Origin of the sequence: Chitinophaga chungangae (genome assembly GCF_017742215.1) — a bacterium.
Taxonomy (GTDB): domain Bacteria; phylum Bacteroidota; class Bacteroidia; order Chitinophagales; family Chitinophagaceae; genus Chitinophaga; species Chitinophaga chungangae.
Map to the genome: position 1 here is coordinate 536,753 of NZ_JAGHKP010000001.1, position 14,982 is coordinate 551,734.

19 protein-coding genes are annotated in these 14,982 nt (G+C 53.4%); all 19 read left to right on the plus strand.

Annotated features, from left to right (window positions below; translation table 11 throughout):
- The first annotated feature begins 6 nt into the window (after positions 1–6).
- The 19 genes from fabG (at position 7) to J7I43_RS02535 (ending at position 14,976) form a co-directional block, all read left to right on the plus strand.
- Positions 7–735, plus strand: coding sequence for a 3-oxoacyl-ACP reductase FabG (gene fabG / locus J7I43_RS02445; RefSeq protein WP_209142864.1), 729 nt, complete (start codon positions 7–9; stop codon positions 733–735).
- Between the two features lie 63 nt (positions 736–798).
- On the plus strand, positions 799–2,019 hold the full coding sequence (locus tag J7I43_RS02450) for a beta-ketoacyl-[acyl-carrier-protein] synthase family protein (protein WP_209142866.1): 1,221 nt from the start codon (positions 799–801) through the stop codon (positions 2,017–2,019).
- A 117-nt stretch (positions 2,020–2,136) separates the two neighbouring features.
- Positions 2,137–2,394, plus strand: coding sequence for a phosphopantetheine-binding protein (locus tag J7I43_RS02455; RefSeq protein ID WP_209142868.1), 258 nt, complete (start codon positions 2,137–2,139; stop codon positions 2,392–2,394).
- Entirely contained in the window at positions 2,394–3,275 is an 882-nt protein-coding gene (locus tag J7I43_RS02460) for an LpxL/LpxP family acyltransferase (protein ID WP_209142870.1), read from the plus strand. The genes J7I43_RS02455 and J7I43_RS02460 overlap by 1 nt, the downstream gene beginning before the upstream one ends.
- Positions 3,276–3,293: 18 nt before the next feature.
- On the plus strand, positions 3,294–3,716 hold the full coding sequence (locus J7I43_RS02465; RefSeq protein WP_209142872.1) for a hypothetical protein: 423 nt from the start codon (positions 3,294–3,296) through the stop codon (positions 3,714–3,716).
- 10 nt (positions 3,717–3,726) lie between these two features.
- Positions 3,727–4,374, plus strand: a complete 648-nt coding sequence (locus J7I43_RS02470) for a hypothetical protein (RefSeq protein WP_209142874.1) — start codon at positions 3,727–3,729, stop codon at positions 4,372–4,374.
- Positions 4,375–4,398: 24 nt separating this feature from the next.
- Positions 4,399–4,824, plus strand: coding sequence for an acyl-CoA thioesterase (locus J7I43_RS02475; RefSeq protein WP_209142876.1), 426 nt, complete (start codon positions 4,399–4,401; stop codon positions 4,822–4,824).
- Positions 4,821–5,954 (plus strand): beta-ketoacyl-[acyl-carrier-protein] synthase family protein, encoded by a 1,134-nt coding sequence (locus tag J7I43_RS02480; protein WP_209142878.1) that lies wholly within the window; start codon positions 4,821–4,823, stop codon positions 5,952–5,954. The genes J7I43_RS02475 and J7I43_RS02480 overlap by 4 nt, the downstream gene beginning before the upstream one ends.
- A 21-nt stretch (positions 5,955–5,975) precedes the next feature.
- On the plus strand, positions 5,976–7,043 hold the full coding sequence (locus tag J7I43_RS02485; protein ID WP_209142880.1) for a class I SAM-dependent methyltransferase: 1,068 nt from the start codon (positions 5,976–5,978) through the stop codon (positions 7,041–7,043).
- A 20-nt stretch (positions 7,044–7,063) separates the two neighbouring features.
- On the plus strand, positions 7,064–8,311 hold the full coding sequence (locus tag J7I43_RS02490) for an NAD(P)/FAD-dependent oxidoreductase (RefSeq protein WP_209142882.1): 1,248 nt from the start codon (positions 7,064–7,066) through the stop codon (positions 8,309–8,311).
- The gene (locus J7I43_RS02495; protein WP_209142884.1) at positions 8,308–8,919 is read left to right on the plus strand and encodes a hypothetical protein; all 612 of its coding nucleotides are present in this window, start codon (positions 8,308–8,310) and stop codon (positions 8,917–8,919) included. The genes J7I43_RS02490 and J7I43_RS02495 overlap by 4 nt, the downstream gene beginning before the upstream one ends.
- A gap of 5 nt (positions 8,920–8,924) precedes the next feature.
- Positions 8,925–9,188 carry a phosphopantetheine-binding protein gene (locus J7I43_RS02500; RefSeq protein ID WP_209142886.1) on the plus strand — a complete coding sequence of 88 codons (264 nt, stop codon included), beginning with the start codon at positions 8,925–8,927 and terminating at the stop codon, positions 9,186–9,188.
- A complete protein-coding gene (locus tag J7I43_RS02505) occupies positions 9,185–10,378 on the plus strand; it encodes a beta-ketoacyl-[acyl-carrier-protein] synthase family protein (RefSeq protein ID WP_209142888.1) in 1,194 nt (397 codons plus the stop codon). Before J7I43_RS02500 ends, J7I43_RS02505 begins: the two co-directional genes overlap by 4 nt.
- A gap of 5 nt (positions 10,379–10,383) precedes the next feature.
- Positions 10,384–11,424, plus strand: coding sequence for a beta-ketoacyl synthase chain length factor (locus J7I43_RS02510; protein ID WP_209142890.1), 1,041 nt, complete (start codon positions 10,384–10,386; stop codon positions 11,422–11,424).
- Entirely contained in the window at positions 11,418–12,188 is a 771-nt protein-coding gene (locus J7I43_RS02515; RefSeq protein WP_209142892.1) for a polysaccharide deacetylase family protein, read from the plus strand. Before J7I43_RS02510 ends, J7I43_RS02515 begins: the two co-directional genes overlap by 7 nt.
- A complete protein-coding gene (locus tag J7I43_RS02520; RefSeq protein WP_209142894.1) occupies positions 12,181–12,810 on the plus strand; it encodes an outer membrane lipoprotein carrier protein LolA in 630 nt (209 codons plus the stop codon). Before J7I43_RS02515 ends, J7I43_RS02520 begins: the two co-directional genes overlap by 8 nt.
- On the plus strand, positions 12,788–13,414 hold the full coding sequence (locus J7I43_RS02525; protein WP_209142896.1) for a hypothetical protein: 627 nt from the start codon (positions 12,788–12,790) through the stop codon (positions 13,412–13,414). Before J7I43_RS02520 ends, J7I43_RS02525 begins: the two co-directional genes overlap by 23 nt.
- Positions 13,414–13,776, plus strand: coding sequence for a hypothetical protein (locus tag J7I43_RS02530; protein WP_209142898.1), 363 nt, complete (start codon positions 13,414–13,416; stop codon positions 13,774–13,776). The genes J7I43_RS02525 and J7I43_RS02530 overlap by 1 nt, the downstream gene beginning before the upstream one ends.
- Positions 13,777–13,785: 9 nt before the next feature.
- Positions 13,786–14,976 carry a DUF2062 domain-containing protein gene (locus J7I43_RS02535; RefSeq protein WP_209142899.1) on the plus strand — a complete coding sequence of 397 codons (1,191 nt, stop codon included), beginning with the start codon at positions 13,786–13,788 and terminating at the stop codon, positions 14,974–14,976.
- Positions 14,977–14,982: the final 6 nt, after the last annotated feature.

The window sequence follows — 14,982 nt, forward strand, 5'->3', positions numbered from 1 at the left end:
TTACGAATGAACTGCGCACTAGTAACAGGAGGTTCCAGGGGAATAGGCAGAGCGGTATGCATCAAACTGGCGGAACAGGGATATCACATCCTGATCAATTATAAAGGCAATACGGCTGCCGCCGAAGAAACGCTTGCAGCGGTGCGCGCCAAAGGCGCGGACGGCACGCTGATGCAATTCAACGTGGGAAAGGAAGAAGAAGTGCAGAACGTACTGGGCGCATGGATAGACGCGAATAAAGACAAACAGATCGAGGTGCTGGTGAACAACGCCGGCATCCGCCAGGATATGATGATGTTCCAGATGAGCACGGACAACTGGAAAAACGTGATAGAATCCAGTCTTGACGGGTTCTTTTACGTGACCAAAACGGTGCTCACCGGCATGTTGCTGAAACGTTACGGCCGCATCGTGAACATGGTATCGCTGTCTGGCCTGAAAGGCACGCCGGGCCAGGTGAACTACAGCGCCGCCAAGGCCGGCCTGATAGGCGCCACCAAAGCGCTCGCGCAGGAAGTGGCCAAACGCAACGTAACGGTCAACGCCGTTGCCCCGGGATTTATCAGAACGGATATGACGGAAGGCCTTCCCGAAAAAGAGCTCTCCGCCATGGTGCCCATGCAGCGTTTCGGAACGGCCGAAGAAGTGGCGGAAGCAGTGAGCTTCCTCGCTTCGAAAGGCGCATCGTACATCACGGGAGAAGTGCTGAACATCAACGGCGGACTTTACTCCTGATAAAAACACAGAGAAAAAAAATGTTGGCCCGCATCCAATCCGCGGCATACAAAGATTAAGCGCATGAACAGAGTAGTGATAACAGGAACCGGTATTTACTCCTGCATCGGCACCAGCCTTGAAGCGGTAAAAGAATCGCTGTTCCAGGGCCGTTCCGGCATTGTGCTCGACGCAGAACGCAAACAATTCGGCTACCGCTCGGGCCTCACCGGCTACGTGCCCCGCCCCGAGCTGAAAGGCCTGCTGGACCGCCGGGCAAGGCTGATGATGCCGGAGCAGGCGGAATATGCTTATATGTCTACCCGCGAGGCGCTCGCCAATGCCGGCGTAGACCAGGACTATCTCGATTCGAAAGAAGTAGGCCTGCTGTTCGGCAACGACAGCTCCGCCAAACCCACCATAGAAGCCACAGACATCATCCGCGAAAAAAAAGACACGATGCTGGTGGGCTCCGGCTCCGTGTTCCAGACCATGAACTCCACCGTGAACATGAACCTGGCCACGATCTTCAAGCTCAAGGGCGTGAATTTCAGCGTGAGCGCGGCCTGCGCCAGCGGCTCGCATGCTATCGGCCTCGGCTATATGTTTATCCGCAACGGCCTGCAGGATATGGTGATCTGCGGCGGTGCGCAGGAAGTGAATAAATTTGCGATGGGCAATTTCGATGCTATCGCGGCATTTTCGGTGAAGGAAGACGAGCCCGCCAAAGCTTCCCGCCCCTTCGACCGCGACCGGGACGGGCTGGTGCCCAGCGGCGGCGCGGCTACCGTAATACTCGAAAGCCTGGAATCCGCCCAGCGCAGGGGAGCCACCATCCTCGGCGAAGTACTGGGATACGGTTTTTCCAGCAACGGCGCCCACATCAGCAACCCCAGCGTAGACGGGCCTATGCGCAGCCTCGAAATGGCCCTGCGCGAATCCGGCCTCAACGCTTCCGATATCGGTTACATCAACGCCCACGCCACGTCTACCCCCGCCGGCGACGCCAGCGAAGCCAAAGCCCTGGCCACCATCTTCGAAAGCTGCAAAACGCCCGTGAGCTCCACCAAAAGCATGACCGGCCACGAATGCTGGATGGCGGGCGCCAGCGAGATCGTTTATTCCATGATCATGATGCAGAACGACTTCATCGCCCCGAATATCAATTTCGAGAACCCCGACGAAGATTCCGCCCGGCTAAATATCATTTCAAATACAATTAATAAAAATTTTAATATATTTTTGTCTAATTCTTTTGGCTTTGGGGGAACTAACTCCTCTCTCGTAGTCAGGAAATGGCAATAAAAGGCGATATGCGTCGGTTATGGGCATAATTTCTATAATTTTGCCGGTAGCAAGGCCCCATATTGAAACGGGAATGCTTATTGTAAATCAGCCTATATCTGTAGAACACACTTATTTATGGAAATTAACGAGATTATCACAAGAACGAACGCTTTCCTGGCGGAAGAATTTGAAGTCGCCCTGGAAAGCATTACCCCCGGGGCCGATCTGAAGGCCACGCTGGAGCTGGACAGCCTGGACTATATAGACCTGGTAGTGGCCATTGAGAACAACTTTGGATTTAAAGTTAAGCCCGAAGATTTTCAAGGTATTGTTACCTTTCAGGACTTCTACGATTATGTAATTGCCCGTGTTAAACAAAAAGAGCTGGTATAATGCCATCCTGGCAGGGTAAGTCCAAAGGAAATAAGCTGGGGTATCGGATCTTTATCGGTGTTTTGCGTTATGGAGGAGTACGGCCGGCTTATTTTCTCCTGGCATTTGTTGCAAGTTATTACTGCCTTTTCTCCTATCGCTCCACCAAATCCATTTTCCAGTATTTTCACAGTAAAATCGGTCTGAGCCGTTTCCGGTCTTTGGTCAACGTTTACCGCAACTATTACGTGTTCGGGCAAACGCTGATAGACAAGATCGTGGTGATGGCAGGCATTCCCAACCGGTTTACCTTCCGGTTCGACGGCGAAGAACATCTTCACGAAGTGGTTTCTGGCGGGAAAGGGGGCATATTGCTCAGCGCTCATCTCGGAAACTGGGAAGTGGCCGGCCACCTGTTCACCCGCCTGCAAACCCGCATCAACATCGTGATGTTCGACGGGGAGCACCAGCGGATCAAAAGTTACCTGGAAGGCATCACCGGCGGGAGGAATGTAAATGTCATTGTTTTAAAGGACGATTTATCGCATATTTACGCCATCCACGACGCGCTGAGCAAGCAGGAATTGGTGTGTATGCATGCAGACAGGTTTTTGGGGGGAAATAAAACGGCGGAAATACCGTTTCTCGGTGAAGCCGCGCGTTTCCCGATAGGTCCTTTCCTGCTGGCTTCCACCTTCAGGGTGCCTGTTTCGTTCGTTTTTGCTTTTAAAGAAACCCGTACGCATTATCACCTGTTCGCCACCCCGCCCAAAGTTTACCAGGGGGCAAAACAGGGAGGCCTGGAAACATCCATGAAAGATTTTGTGGAGGTAATGGAAGAGAAGGTGCGGCAGTACCCCCTGCAGTGGTTCAATTATTATGATTTTTGGTCAAAAGACTGATATACCTGGATAAATACCATGATCAACAAAGAAGACATAACGGAATACATTCCCCAACGCCCCCCGATCGTGATGATCAGCCGCCTGCTGGAAGCAGGGGACAAAAACATCCGCACCGGTTTCGATATCGCGGAGGATAATGTATTTGTGCAGAACGGCCGGTTCATGGCGCCGGGGCTCGTGGAAAACATCGCGCAGACCGCCGCCGCGCGCATCGGGTATCTTGCCAAACAACACAACGTGCCGGTGCCCCTCGGCTTTATCGGCGCCATACAGAACCTCGAGATCGTGGAGCTTCCGCAGGCAGGCGCCAGCCTCGAAACGGAGATCGTGATCGAGCACGAAGTGTTCAACGCAACGGTGGTGCACGGCACGGTGAAACAGAACGGCCGCCTCATGGCCCAATGCGATATGAAGATTTTTGTGTCCCAAAATAAATAAGCAAATGAAAATGAAACACCTGACACTGGCCTTTGTGGCCCTGATGCTGACAGTAACCACGGTAACCGCCCAAACCGCAAAAGACGTATTTGACAGGTCTGTAAAACTGACCTATCTGGGGATCGATTTCACGAAATCGAAGATCATTGGAGACGCCGCGCTGAAAACGGACGATATTCCGGACGTACATTACGCGAGCATCAACCAGAAAGTGGTCAACGAAGCGAAAAAATACACCATCGCCGAAGCCTTCAACAGGGCGGAAGTAAGCACAGACATCGGCCCCGTGAACAAAAGGAACGCGAAGATCGATCCCGATGAGATCAAATCAGACAACTCAGACGATTACCAGGCGCTGAAACCCGAAGACGTGACCGCCCTCGTAAAAGGTTTTGACTTCAACGGCAAAACCGGTCTGGGCCTGCTTTTCGTGGCAGACGGCATGAACAATACCAAAAAACAGATCTCTATCTACGTAACCCTGGTGGACATGAAAGCTAAAAAAGTGCTGTTCACCGAGCGAGTGGAAGGTTCGCTGGGCGGCCGTATGGGCATCACCTTCGGCCTGGCCAACAAATATCTCAGCGGTGTGAAAGACATTGTGGACGATATCGAAAAGAAAAAATACAAGGAGTGGAAATCCACTTACGGCGAATAATTCAACAATCAGATAAAACATTACATGCAACCTGTATTGAGCGAGCGTGCTGAAGTGCTGATCCGGTTCAACGAAGCCGATCCGCTGGGAATCGTATGGCACGGCCATTACATCCGGTATTTCGAAGACGGGCGCGAGGCATTCGGAAGCAAATACAGGTTGCGTTACCTGGATATTTTCGATCACGGGTACACCGTGCCCGTGGTGAACGTGGAATGTAATTACAAACGGCCGCTCCGGTATGGAGACAGCGTGGTGGTGGAAACCCGCTACGTAAACACCGAGGCCGCGAAGATCAGGTTTGAGTACACCCTTTACAACGCGGCAACGCGTGAAGTGGTGTGCACCGGTTCTTCCATACAGGTTTTCCTGGACAAAGAAGGGTCCATGTTGCAACTCACCGTTCCGCCCTTCTTTGCGGAATGGAAAAAGCAGTGGGGTTTGATATGACGGAGGTATTCGTAGCCGCGGAAAACATCGTGTCTCCGCTGGGCTTAACCGCCCGTGAGAACTTCGGGCGGGTAAAAGCCGGCGAAAGCGGTATCAGCCGCCAGCCCGGCGGCTTTTTCGCCTCCGTGATACCAGACGGTCTGCTGCTAACGCCGGTAAAGGAAAATAACCTTTCCGGCTATACGAAATTCGAGCGGCTGCTGATCCTGAGCGTTCAGGAAGCGCTGTCTCACACCAGCATCAGCCTGCGCGACAAACGCACGGCTTTTATCGTTTCCACCACCAAAGGGAACATTGCCCTGCTGGAACAGGGGATGGGGGCGGATGTAGCGCCCATGCAACTGTATAACACCGCCGTAAAAACAGCGGAATTTTTTAGTGCGGCCAACCGCCCCGTGGTGATTAGCAACGCCTGCATCTCAGGCCTGCTGGCCATTTTGATCGGGCAGCGAATGATCCGCTCCGGTGCGTACGATCACGCGGTAGTATGCGGCGCCGACATGCTGACGAAATTCGTGCTCTCCGGCTTCCAGTCTTTCCAGGCCGTCAGCGACGAGCCCTGCCGCCCGTTCGACGCGGACAGGAAAGGTATCACGCTCGGCGAAGGAGCCGCCACCGTCGTTTTAACGAAGAACAAAACATTGTTGACCGGGAAAGAAACCATCCGCCTCGGCGAAGGCGCTTCCAGCAACGATGCCAATCATATTTCAGGCCCGTCGAGAACGGGCGCCGAACTGGCCGGTGCCGTTACAAAGGCGATGCGGCTAAGCGGCGTTCAACCCTCGGATATCGGGTTCGTATCCGCGCATGGCACCGCTACCCTCTACAACGACGAAATGGAAGCCAAAGCCTTCCATCTCTCGGGCCTGCAGCACGTGCCGGTGAACAGCCTCAAAGGTTATTACGGTCATACCCTCGGTGCGGCCGGCCTGATAGAGGCCATCATCGGCATGTACGGCATGCGGGAAGAAGTAGTGATACCCACCGCAGGCTTTGCTTCATCCGGAATCAGCCATCCATTGATGGTGAGCAGTCAATTAGAGCCACGGCCCATGGCACATTACATCAAAACCACCTCCGGTTTCGGGGGATGTAATGCCGCGATGGTGTTCAGTAAAGTGAAATTGTAAATCTTAAAAAGCAGATCATCAATGAATTTTTTTACCAAGGAAACAAAAACCGCGTTACAGGCTAAAGAACAGGCGCTCTGGCTGGCGTTCGCTCCCATCGCATTCCAGGCGTCCAAAGCGCTGAGGGATCTCGGCATTCTCCAGGCAGTGGCAGACAGTGGGATGAACGGCGTAACCATCGAAGAGATACTCGACAAGGTGAAACTCTCCCGCTATTCCGCCCGCGTGCTGCTGGAAGCAGGTCTTGGCCTTGAAATGCTGGTAGTGAACGATAAAAAGTATACGCTCACCAAAACCGGTTTTTTTATCCTGAGTGATACGCTGACCCGCATCAATATGGACTTTTCACACGACGTTTGTTATAAGGCCATGTACCATCTGCAGGACAGTCTTACCGAAGGCAAGCCCCGCGGCCTGCAGGAGCTGGGCCCCTGGGACACCATTTACCAGGGCCTTTCCATTCTCCCCGAGCCGAGCCGCACCAGCTGGTTCAACTTCGATCACTATTATTCCGATCTCGCTTTCCCCGGCGTATTGCCGATCGTATTCGAACATGCGCCGAAGTCGCTGCTGGACATTGGCGGCAATACCGGCAAATGGTCCATGGCCTGCGCCAAACACGACCCGGACGTGCATATCACCATCATGGACCTGCCCGTGCAGGTAAACGTCGCCCGTAAAAATATTCAGGAAGCGGGCCTGGAAGACCGTGTGTCTTTCTTCGAAACCAACATTCTCGACGAAAGCCTGCCGTTCGCCAAAGGTTTCGACGTGATCTGGATGAGCCAGTTCCTGGACTGCTTTTCCGAAGCCGAGATCATCAGCATTCTGCGCCGTTGCCGTGAATCGCTCAACGAAGGCGGCAGCGTGTTTATCCTGGAGCCGTTCTGGAACAAACAGCAGTTCAAATCCGCGGCGTTCTGCCTGCAGCAAACGTCGCTTTATTTCACCGCTATTGCCAACGGCAACAGCCAGATGTACCATACAGACGATTTCTTCGCCTGCATCCGCGCGGCCGGGCTGGAAGTGGTGATGGAAAACAACAACGTAGGGCTGAGTTATACCCTGCTGCGTTGCGTCAAAGCATAAGAAAATTTAAACCCTTTAATATGCAAACTGAAAAGGTGGATGTACTCGTAATCGGCGCCGGCCCTGCTGGAACGGTAGCCGCATCCATAATCAACAAAGCCGGCTACTCAGTTAAGATCGTAGAAAAACTGAAATTCCCCCGCTTCGTGATCGGGGAAAGCCTTTTACCGCGTTGTATGGACGCGCTCACGGAAGCCGGCTTTATCGATGCCATTTCCGAGCGCGGCTTCCAGAAAAAGTCCGGCGCCAAGTTCGTCAAGAACGGCAGGATCTGCGACTTCACCTTTGAAAACCAGCATACACCAGGTTGGACCTGGACCTGGCAGGTGCCCCGCGCCGATTTCGATTTCACCCTCGCGCAAACCGTCGAAAAAATGGGCGTTCCGGTGGAATATGAAACGACCGTAACGGGCATCGTGTTCAACGGTACAGATTCCGTAACAACCGTAGAAGATATCCACGGCCATAAAAAACAGATCGAAGCGCGTTTTATCGTAGATGGAAGCGGCTACGGCAGGGTGATACCCAAACTGTTCAATCTTGAGAAACAGTCCGTATTGCAGCCCCGCAAAGCGCTGTTCGCCCATACTAACGACATCCGCCGTTCCATGGCCGACGAGCCCAACCGCATTACCGCCGTTGTGCACGAAAAAGGCGTCTGGATCTGGATCATTCCTTTCTCCACCGGCGTAACGTCTGTAGGTTTCGTGGGCGACCACACCTTCCACGACCGCTTCAAAGGCACACCCGAAGAGCAATACCGCGCCATGCTCGATTCCGAGCCATACACGAAAGAACGTTTCAAAGACGTGGAATTCCTCTTCGAGCCGCGTAAACTCGAGGCCTGGAGCGCCACCACCGATAAATTTTATGGCGAGGGATTTGTACTGACCGGTAACGTTACAGAGTTTCTCGACCCGATTTTCTCATCCGGCGTAACTTTGGCGACGGTTTCGGCGCAAACTGCCGCCAAACTGGTGATCAAAAAACTGAAAGGCGAAGCGGTGGACTGGGAAAAAGAATACATGGAGCCCACGCTGCAGGGCGTGAACGTGTTCCGCTCTTATGTAATGGCATGGTACGAAGGCACGTTGGACACCATCTTTTTCAGCAAAAATCCCGACCCGGAGATCAAACGGCAGATCTGCTCCGTACTGGCCGGTTATGTTTGGGACCAAAGCAACCCGTACGTAAAAAATCACGACGAAGCGCCGAAAAGACTGGCGCGCCTGATTGAAGTGACCGAAAAATTAAACCCGACGGCGTGAGCGAAAACGCATATATCACCTCGGCCTGCGTGATCCGCAACAATATGGTGACCAGGAACGGCGAAAAGGTATTCGAAGAAAAAAATGCCGCATTGCCGGAGTTCCTGCGCGCCCTGTACGACCGCTACAGCGGCCAGTACCCGAAGTTCCACAAAATGGACCTGCTCAGCAAGCTGGGCTGGGCCGCCGTGGAAATACTGCTGCAGGAGACGCCGATGGATATGTATGCGCCCGAAGATACGGGCGTGGTGCTGGCAAACACCAGCAGCAGCCTCGATACGGACGAACGGTATTACGAAACTGTCAGCGAAATAGCCAGTCCCGCCCTGTTCGTATACACCCTCCCCAACATCGTGATCGGGGAGATCAGCATACGGCACAAATTCAAAGGCGAGAACGCTTTTTTTGTGGACGACCGTTTCGATATTGGATTTATCGCCGGGTATGTGCGGCAACTGCTGGAAACGGGCGCTGTGAAAGCCTGTGTTTGTGGTTGGGTAGAGCAATATCATACCGGCTACGAAGCGGCATTGTACCTGGTGGAAAAAAACGCCCGCGGCATGGCTTTGCCTTTCACCGCGGAACAAGTAGAAAAATTGTACAGATAATATATATGGAAAAGTTGATGGCAGATCTGAAAGTGCAGATCATTCAGCAATTGAATTTGCAGGAAGTAAAACCGGAAGACATCGGGAACGACCAGCCTTTGTTCAAAGAAGGGCTGGGATTGGATTCCATCGATGCGTTGGAGCTGATCGTGCTGTTGCAGCAGCATCACAACATCCGTATTGCAAAGCCGGAAGACGGGCCGAATATTTTTTATTCCGTTCGTACCATGGCTGAATATATTACCGCGGAACAAAACAAGACCGCATGAGCGGAAACGTATGGATAGCGGGAGGCGGCGTTATTTCCGGCATTGGTCAGAATCTTGGCCAGTGTATGGCTGCGTTTGAAGCCATGCAGCCGGGAATGGAAAAAATGCGGCACCTGCAATCCGTGCACGCCGGCACTTTCCCCGTGGCGGAAGTAAAGGCGGACAATGAAGAGCTGGCGCGGAAAGCGGGCATGCCCGCGCACTGGAGCCGGACGGCCCTGCTGAGCATGCTCGCCGCGAAAGAAGCCTGGCAAAGCGCCGGGCTGGGCGATATCTCGCAGTACCGCGCGGGTTTTGTATCGGCCAATACCGTTGGCGGGATGGACAAAACCGAAGATTTCATGAAATCTTTCCTGGACAACGCCGCTTCCGGCAGGCTGCGCCACGTGGTGCACCACGAATGCGGCGCGGTAACGGAACTGGTGGCGGACGCGCTCGGCATCCGGCATCATGTGTCCACCATCAGCACCGCATGTTCGTCGGGCGCCAACGCGCTGATGTATGGCGCGCGCATGATACGCGCCGGCATGCTCGACGTGGTGATCGCCGGGGGAACGGATTCCCTTACGCGTTTCACCCTCAACGGTTTTAACACGCTCATGATCCTCGACCAGCAGCCCTGCCGCCCCTTCGACGATACCCGTACAGGCCTCAATCTCGGCGAAGGCGCAGGTTACGTGGTGCTGGTGAGCGACGAAATAGCCAGGAAGATCAAACCCTGGTGTAGGATCAGCGGTTTTGCCAATGCGAACGACGCCTATCATCAAACGGCTTCCTCGCCCGAGGGTATCGGGAACTTCAAGGCCATGGAAGGCGCGCTGAAAATGAGCGGGCTGGCGGCTTCGGAGATCGATTACATCAATCTTCACGGCACCGGCACGCAGAACAACGACAGCTCGGAAGGGCGGGCGGTGGAAAGGCTTTTTGCGCCCTCGTATCCGCCGCTGAGCTCTACCAAAAGTTTTACCGGGCATACGCTCGGCGCCAGCGGCGGTATCGAGGCGGTATTTTCCGCCTGGGCGCTCCGCGAAGGCATCATTTACCCGAACGCGAACTTTACCACGCAAATGAAAGAAGTGCCCTTCAGTCCTGTTACGCATTTTTCAAAAGGCCATGCGCTCAGGCACGTGATGTCCAACTCTTTCGGCTTCGGCGGTAACTGCTCGAGTCTGGTATTTTCAAAGGAATGAACGCAATGCAACAAGCATACATACAAGGCATCGGTTGCGTATCCGCCCAGGATAACGCCCTGTTCTCCGGAACTGTCCGGCAGCACGAGGGAAACCGTTTGCCTGTGGCAGACCCGGATTACAAACAGTGGATCGACATCAAACAGATCCGCCGGATGGGCCGTGTGATCAAAATGGGCGTGGCCGCGTCTCACATCAGTCTTGAACAGGCCGGCGTAGCCCGGCCCGACGCCATCGTGATGGGCACAGCTTACGGCTGCCTCGCAGATACCGGCGTGTTCCTCAATAAACTGGTGACGCAAAACGAAGACATGCTCACGCCCACCGCGTTCATCCAGAGCACACACAACACAGTGAGCGGGCAGATCGCGCTGATGCTGGGCTGCCATGCTTACAACAACACTTTCGTGCACGGCGCTTTTTCGCTGGAAAATGCATTGCAGGACAGCCTGCTGCTGCTCGCGGAAGATCCCTCCAAACAAATCCTCGCCGGCGCGGTTGACGAGATCACGGATTATTCCCACAACATTCTTTCCCGTTTCAGGTTGTATAAAAACGCATCCACGCAAAACCTGCTGCAGTCCAATACGCACGGCACCATTGCGGGCGAAGGAGCGGTATTTTTTGTTTTAGGTGCGGAAAAAAACGAACGTTCCATGGCCGCGCTCACCGCGGTGGAAATGTTGTACAATCCTGCTTCCGAAAAAGAAACTTTCGCGCACATCGCGAAATTCCTCGATACATATGGTCAACCTGACCTGCTGCTCGCAGGCCGCAACGGCGATACGAAGAACGACGCCTATTACGCCGCGGGCGAAGAAAAACTTTTTGCGGGCGTGCCCGTTGCCGCGTTTAAACATTTGTGCGGGGAATTTCCCACTGCCGCCGCTTTCGCTATGTGGATGGCGGCCGGCGTGCTGAAGAACGGCGCCGTTCCCGCCGCCGCGATGTTCAAAGGCAAAGCGCCCGCCGCGCCAAAGAAAATACTGATCTGGAACCACGGGGGCGGCAAACATCATTCACTTATTTTATTAAGCGCATGCTGAGAGACTGGGTAACATATCTGACCTTGCTGGTCTTTTTCGTGCTCCTGTACCAATACAGGATGGGCTTTATCCCTTTTGGGGTAACGCTTATCCCGCTGGCGGTGGCAACCGGCATTTCCGCCTGGGGAGCCAGCCGCGTTGATTCCAATTATTTTATCAAAACATTGTGCCGCGCAGACACCAAAGAAAATGCGGTTGCGCTTTCTTTCGACGACGGCCCCGTGTCTGACTACACCCCGCAGATACTCGACATTCTCAATAAACACGGCATATCCGCCGCGTTTTTCTGCATCGGTCACCGCGCTGCCGCCGATCCCGCGCTGCTTCGCAGGATATATGCGGAAGGCCATCTGATCGGGAATCACAGTTATTCCCATCATGCGCTTTTCGACCTGTACCCGGCTTCCAAGATGAAAGCCGACCTGCAAAAAGCGAACGAAACGATCGAAAATGCGATCGGCGAGACACCCAAACTTTTCCGCCCGCCCTACGGCGTTACCAACCCGATGCTGGCGAAAGCGGTCAAAAAATTCGATTTTATTTCAGTGGGTTGGAGCATCCGCTCGCTGGACACAGTGATCAAAGACGAAGACGAGCTGTTCGCGCGTGTGACCAGGAACATCAAAGCGGGAGACATTTTCCTGTTTCACGATACCTGCGCCGCTACGGTCAGCATTCTACCCGCGCTTATCAAAAAGCTGCAACGCGAAGGTTTCGCCATCAAAAGGATCGATGAACTTTTAAAAATACCGGCTTATGCGTAAATGGATCGTATGGTGTTGTTGCCTGCTGGCGCTGAATGCCACTGCCCAAACGAGTTTTAAGCCCGTAGGGAATATGGAGCAGTTCAAACAGCAGTTCGCAAAAGCCGCACAGCAGACCAATACCATCAAAAGCGATTTTGTGCAGGAGAAACATCTCAGCATGCTGCAGGACAAGATCGTGAGCAAAGGAAAATTCTGGTTCAAAAAAGAGAACAAGGTGCGCATGGAATACAGCAGCCCTTCGTATTACCTGATGGTGATCAACGGGAAAAACTTCCGCATCAAAGACGCCCGGACGGATAAGAATATTTCCGCCGCCGGCAATAAACTGTTCGAACAGATCAGCAAGATCACGGCGGATTGCGTGCAGGGCAACGTGCTGAGCAACACCGACTTTTCCACCAAAGTGCAGGAAAACGCGCAGTATTATTTATTGCAGATGACGCCGGTGAGCAAAGGCATGAAAGATTTTTTCGCCTCTATCGACCTGCTGGTGGACAAAAAAGACCTGTCCGTCCAAAAGATCACCATGCACGAACGTTCGGGAGACGATACCATCATCAGTTTTAATCATAAAGAAACAAACGTTCCCATCGGCGATGAGATATTTGCGCTTAAATAGCCTGGTGCTGCTGATGATGCTCGCCTCCTGCACGTCCGCCTACCGCGGCTTGCAGCGAACGGACAATGATGTGGCCGCATGTTTGGAACGTTTCCGGCCGAAAATAGAACAGCCTGTGTTGTACGCCACGCAGGTAGACGTATTGCAGCATCATCTTTCCGGCCTGCTGTATTTTAAGCCGATGGAAGACGGCAGCATGCGCGTGGTGTTCATGAGCGAAATGGGCATGAAGTTTTTTGATTTCGAGTTCGCGAAAGACGGCAGTTTTACCAAACACTACATGTTGCCCAAAATGGACAAAAAAGCGGTCGTGAAAACGCTGAAAAAGGATTTCGAAATGGTGCTCATGCGCCAGGACCCCGCGAAAGGAACTTCGTACGTCCTGAACGGGCAACGTTATACCGCGTTCGATCTGCCGAAAGGGAAGATCTATTACATCACCGACGGTGATTGCCGGGAATTGCTGCGCGTGGAGAACGCCTCGAAACGCAAACCGGTGGCGGAAGCGTTTCTGACACATTACCGCAACGGCGTGCCAGACAGCCTGTTGGTGCGGCATAAAAAATTTACATTCACGATTTCATCACAACGAGTGGAAAAATAATGTTAACAGGAAAATTCTTTACAATCGTTTCCCAACAGCAGCCGGATGAAAAGTCCGTGCACGCAGTAATCGACTGGAACGCCGCCCACCCGATCTTCGGGGGCCACTTTCCCGATCAGCCGGTGGTGCCGGGGGTTTGTATGATGCAAACCATCCAGGAGCTGTTGTGCGCCGCCGTGGGAAAGGAACTGCTGGTGGAAAAAGTTTCCAATATGAAGTTCCTCAACATGATAGACCCGCGCCAAACGCCGCAGGTAACCATCGAGATCGGCTGGACGCCTGAAGAAGACGCTTATAAAGCCACAGCCATAATCAAACACGACGCTACCGTGTTCCTGAAATTCCAGGGACGGTTCAAATAAATGGGACCTTTGCCAACATACGATCCGCAGTTCGGCGCCGGGAAAATCTGCGTGCTGGTGCCTACCTACAACAACGCCGGCACACTCGGCGATGTGCTGCGGGGCGTGCTTTCCTATACCAGCCACGTGATCGTGGTAAATGACGGCGCTACCGATCATACCGCCGAAGTGCTTGCTGATTTCCCGCAGGTTTCTGTGGTATCTTATTCTCCCAACCAGGGAAAGGGGATTGCGCTGCGCCGTGGTTTCCGGTTCGCGATAGACAAAGGGTACGATTACGCGATCACCATCGATGCAGACGGGCAGCATTTTGCCAGCGACATTCCCGTATTTCTTGAAAAATTGAAAACCGAGCCCAAGGCCATTCTCGTTGGTGCAAGAAACCTGCAACAGGAGAACATGCCGGGCAAAAATACTTTCGCCAACAAATTCTCCAACTTTTGGTTCTACGTGGAAACGGGGCTCAAAATGCCGGACACGCAGTCCGGTTACCGCCTGTACCCTTTGCATGCCATGAAAAAGATGCGGTTTTTCTGCCGGAAGTACGAGTTTGAAATAGAAGTAATGGTGCGCAGCTCCTGGAAAGGCATCAAGGTAGATTGGGTGCCGGTGCAGGTGTATTACCCGCCCGCGGGGGAAAGGGTTTCCCACTTCAGGCCGTTCCGCGATTTTTCGCGCATCAGCGCGCTGAATACCGTGCTGGTGACCATCGCATTCCTTTACATACATCCCCGCAACTTTTTTCGCCTGCTGTTTTCAAAGGGCGGTTTAAAACAGATCGTCACCACCCTTTTGCTGGACCCGAAAGAAACGACCGGCCGGAAGGCGCTGTCCGTAGGCTTCGGCATCTTCATGGGCATCGTGCCCATCTGGGGTTTCCAGATGCTGGTGGCGATCGCGCTGGCCACTTTGTGGCGGCTGAACAAAACGCTGGTGATCGTAGCGGCGAACATCAGCATTCCGCCAATGATCCCGCTGATCATTTACATGAGTTTCGTGACGGGGCGCATGTATGTGACGGAAGACGCCACCTGGCTGGTGTTCAGCAAAAATATCACCGTGGAATCCGTAAAACAGAACCTGTTCCAATATATCACTGGCGCCGTTACGCTGGCTGTAATAGCCGGTCTGGCGGCGGGATTGATAACATATGTGCTGTTGTCGGTTTTCAGGAAAAAACGCGTGGCGGTTAACCAGTAATTTCGA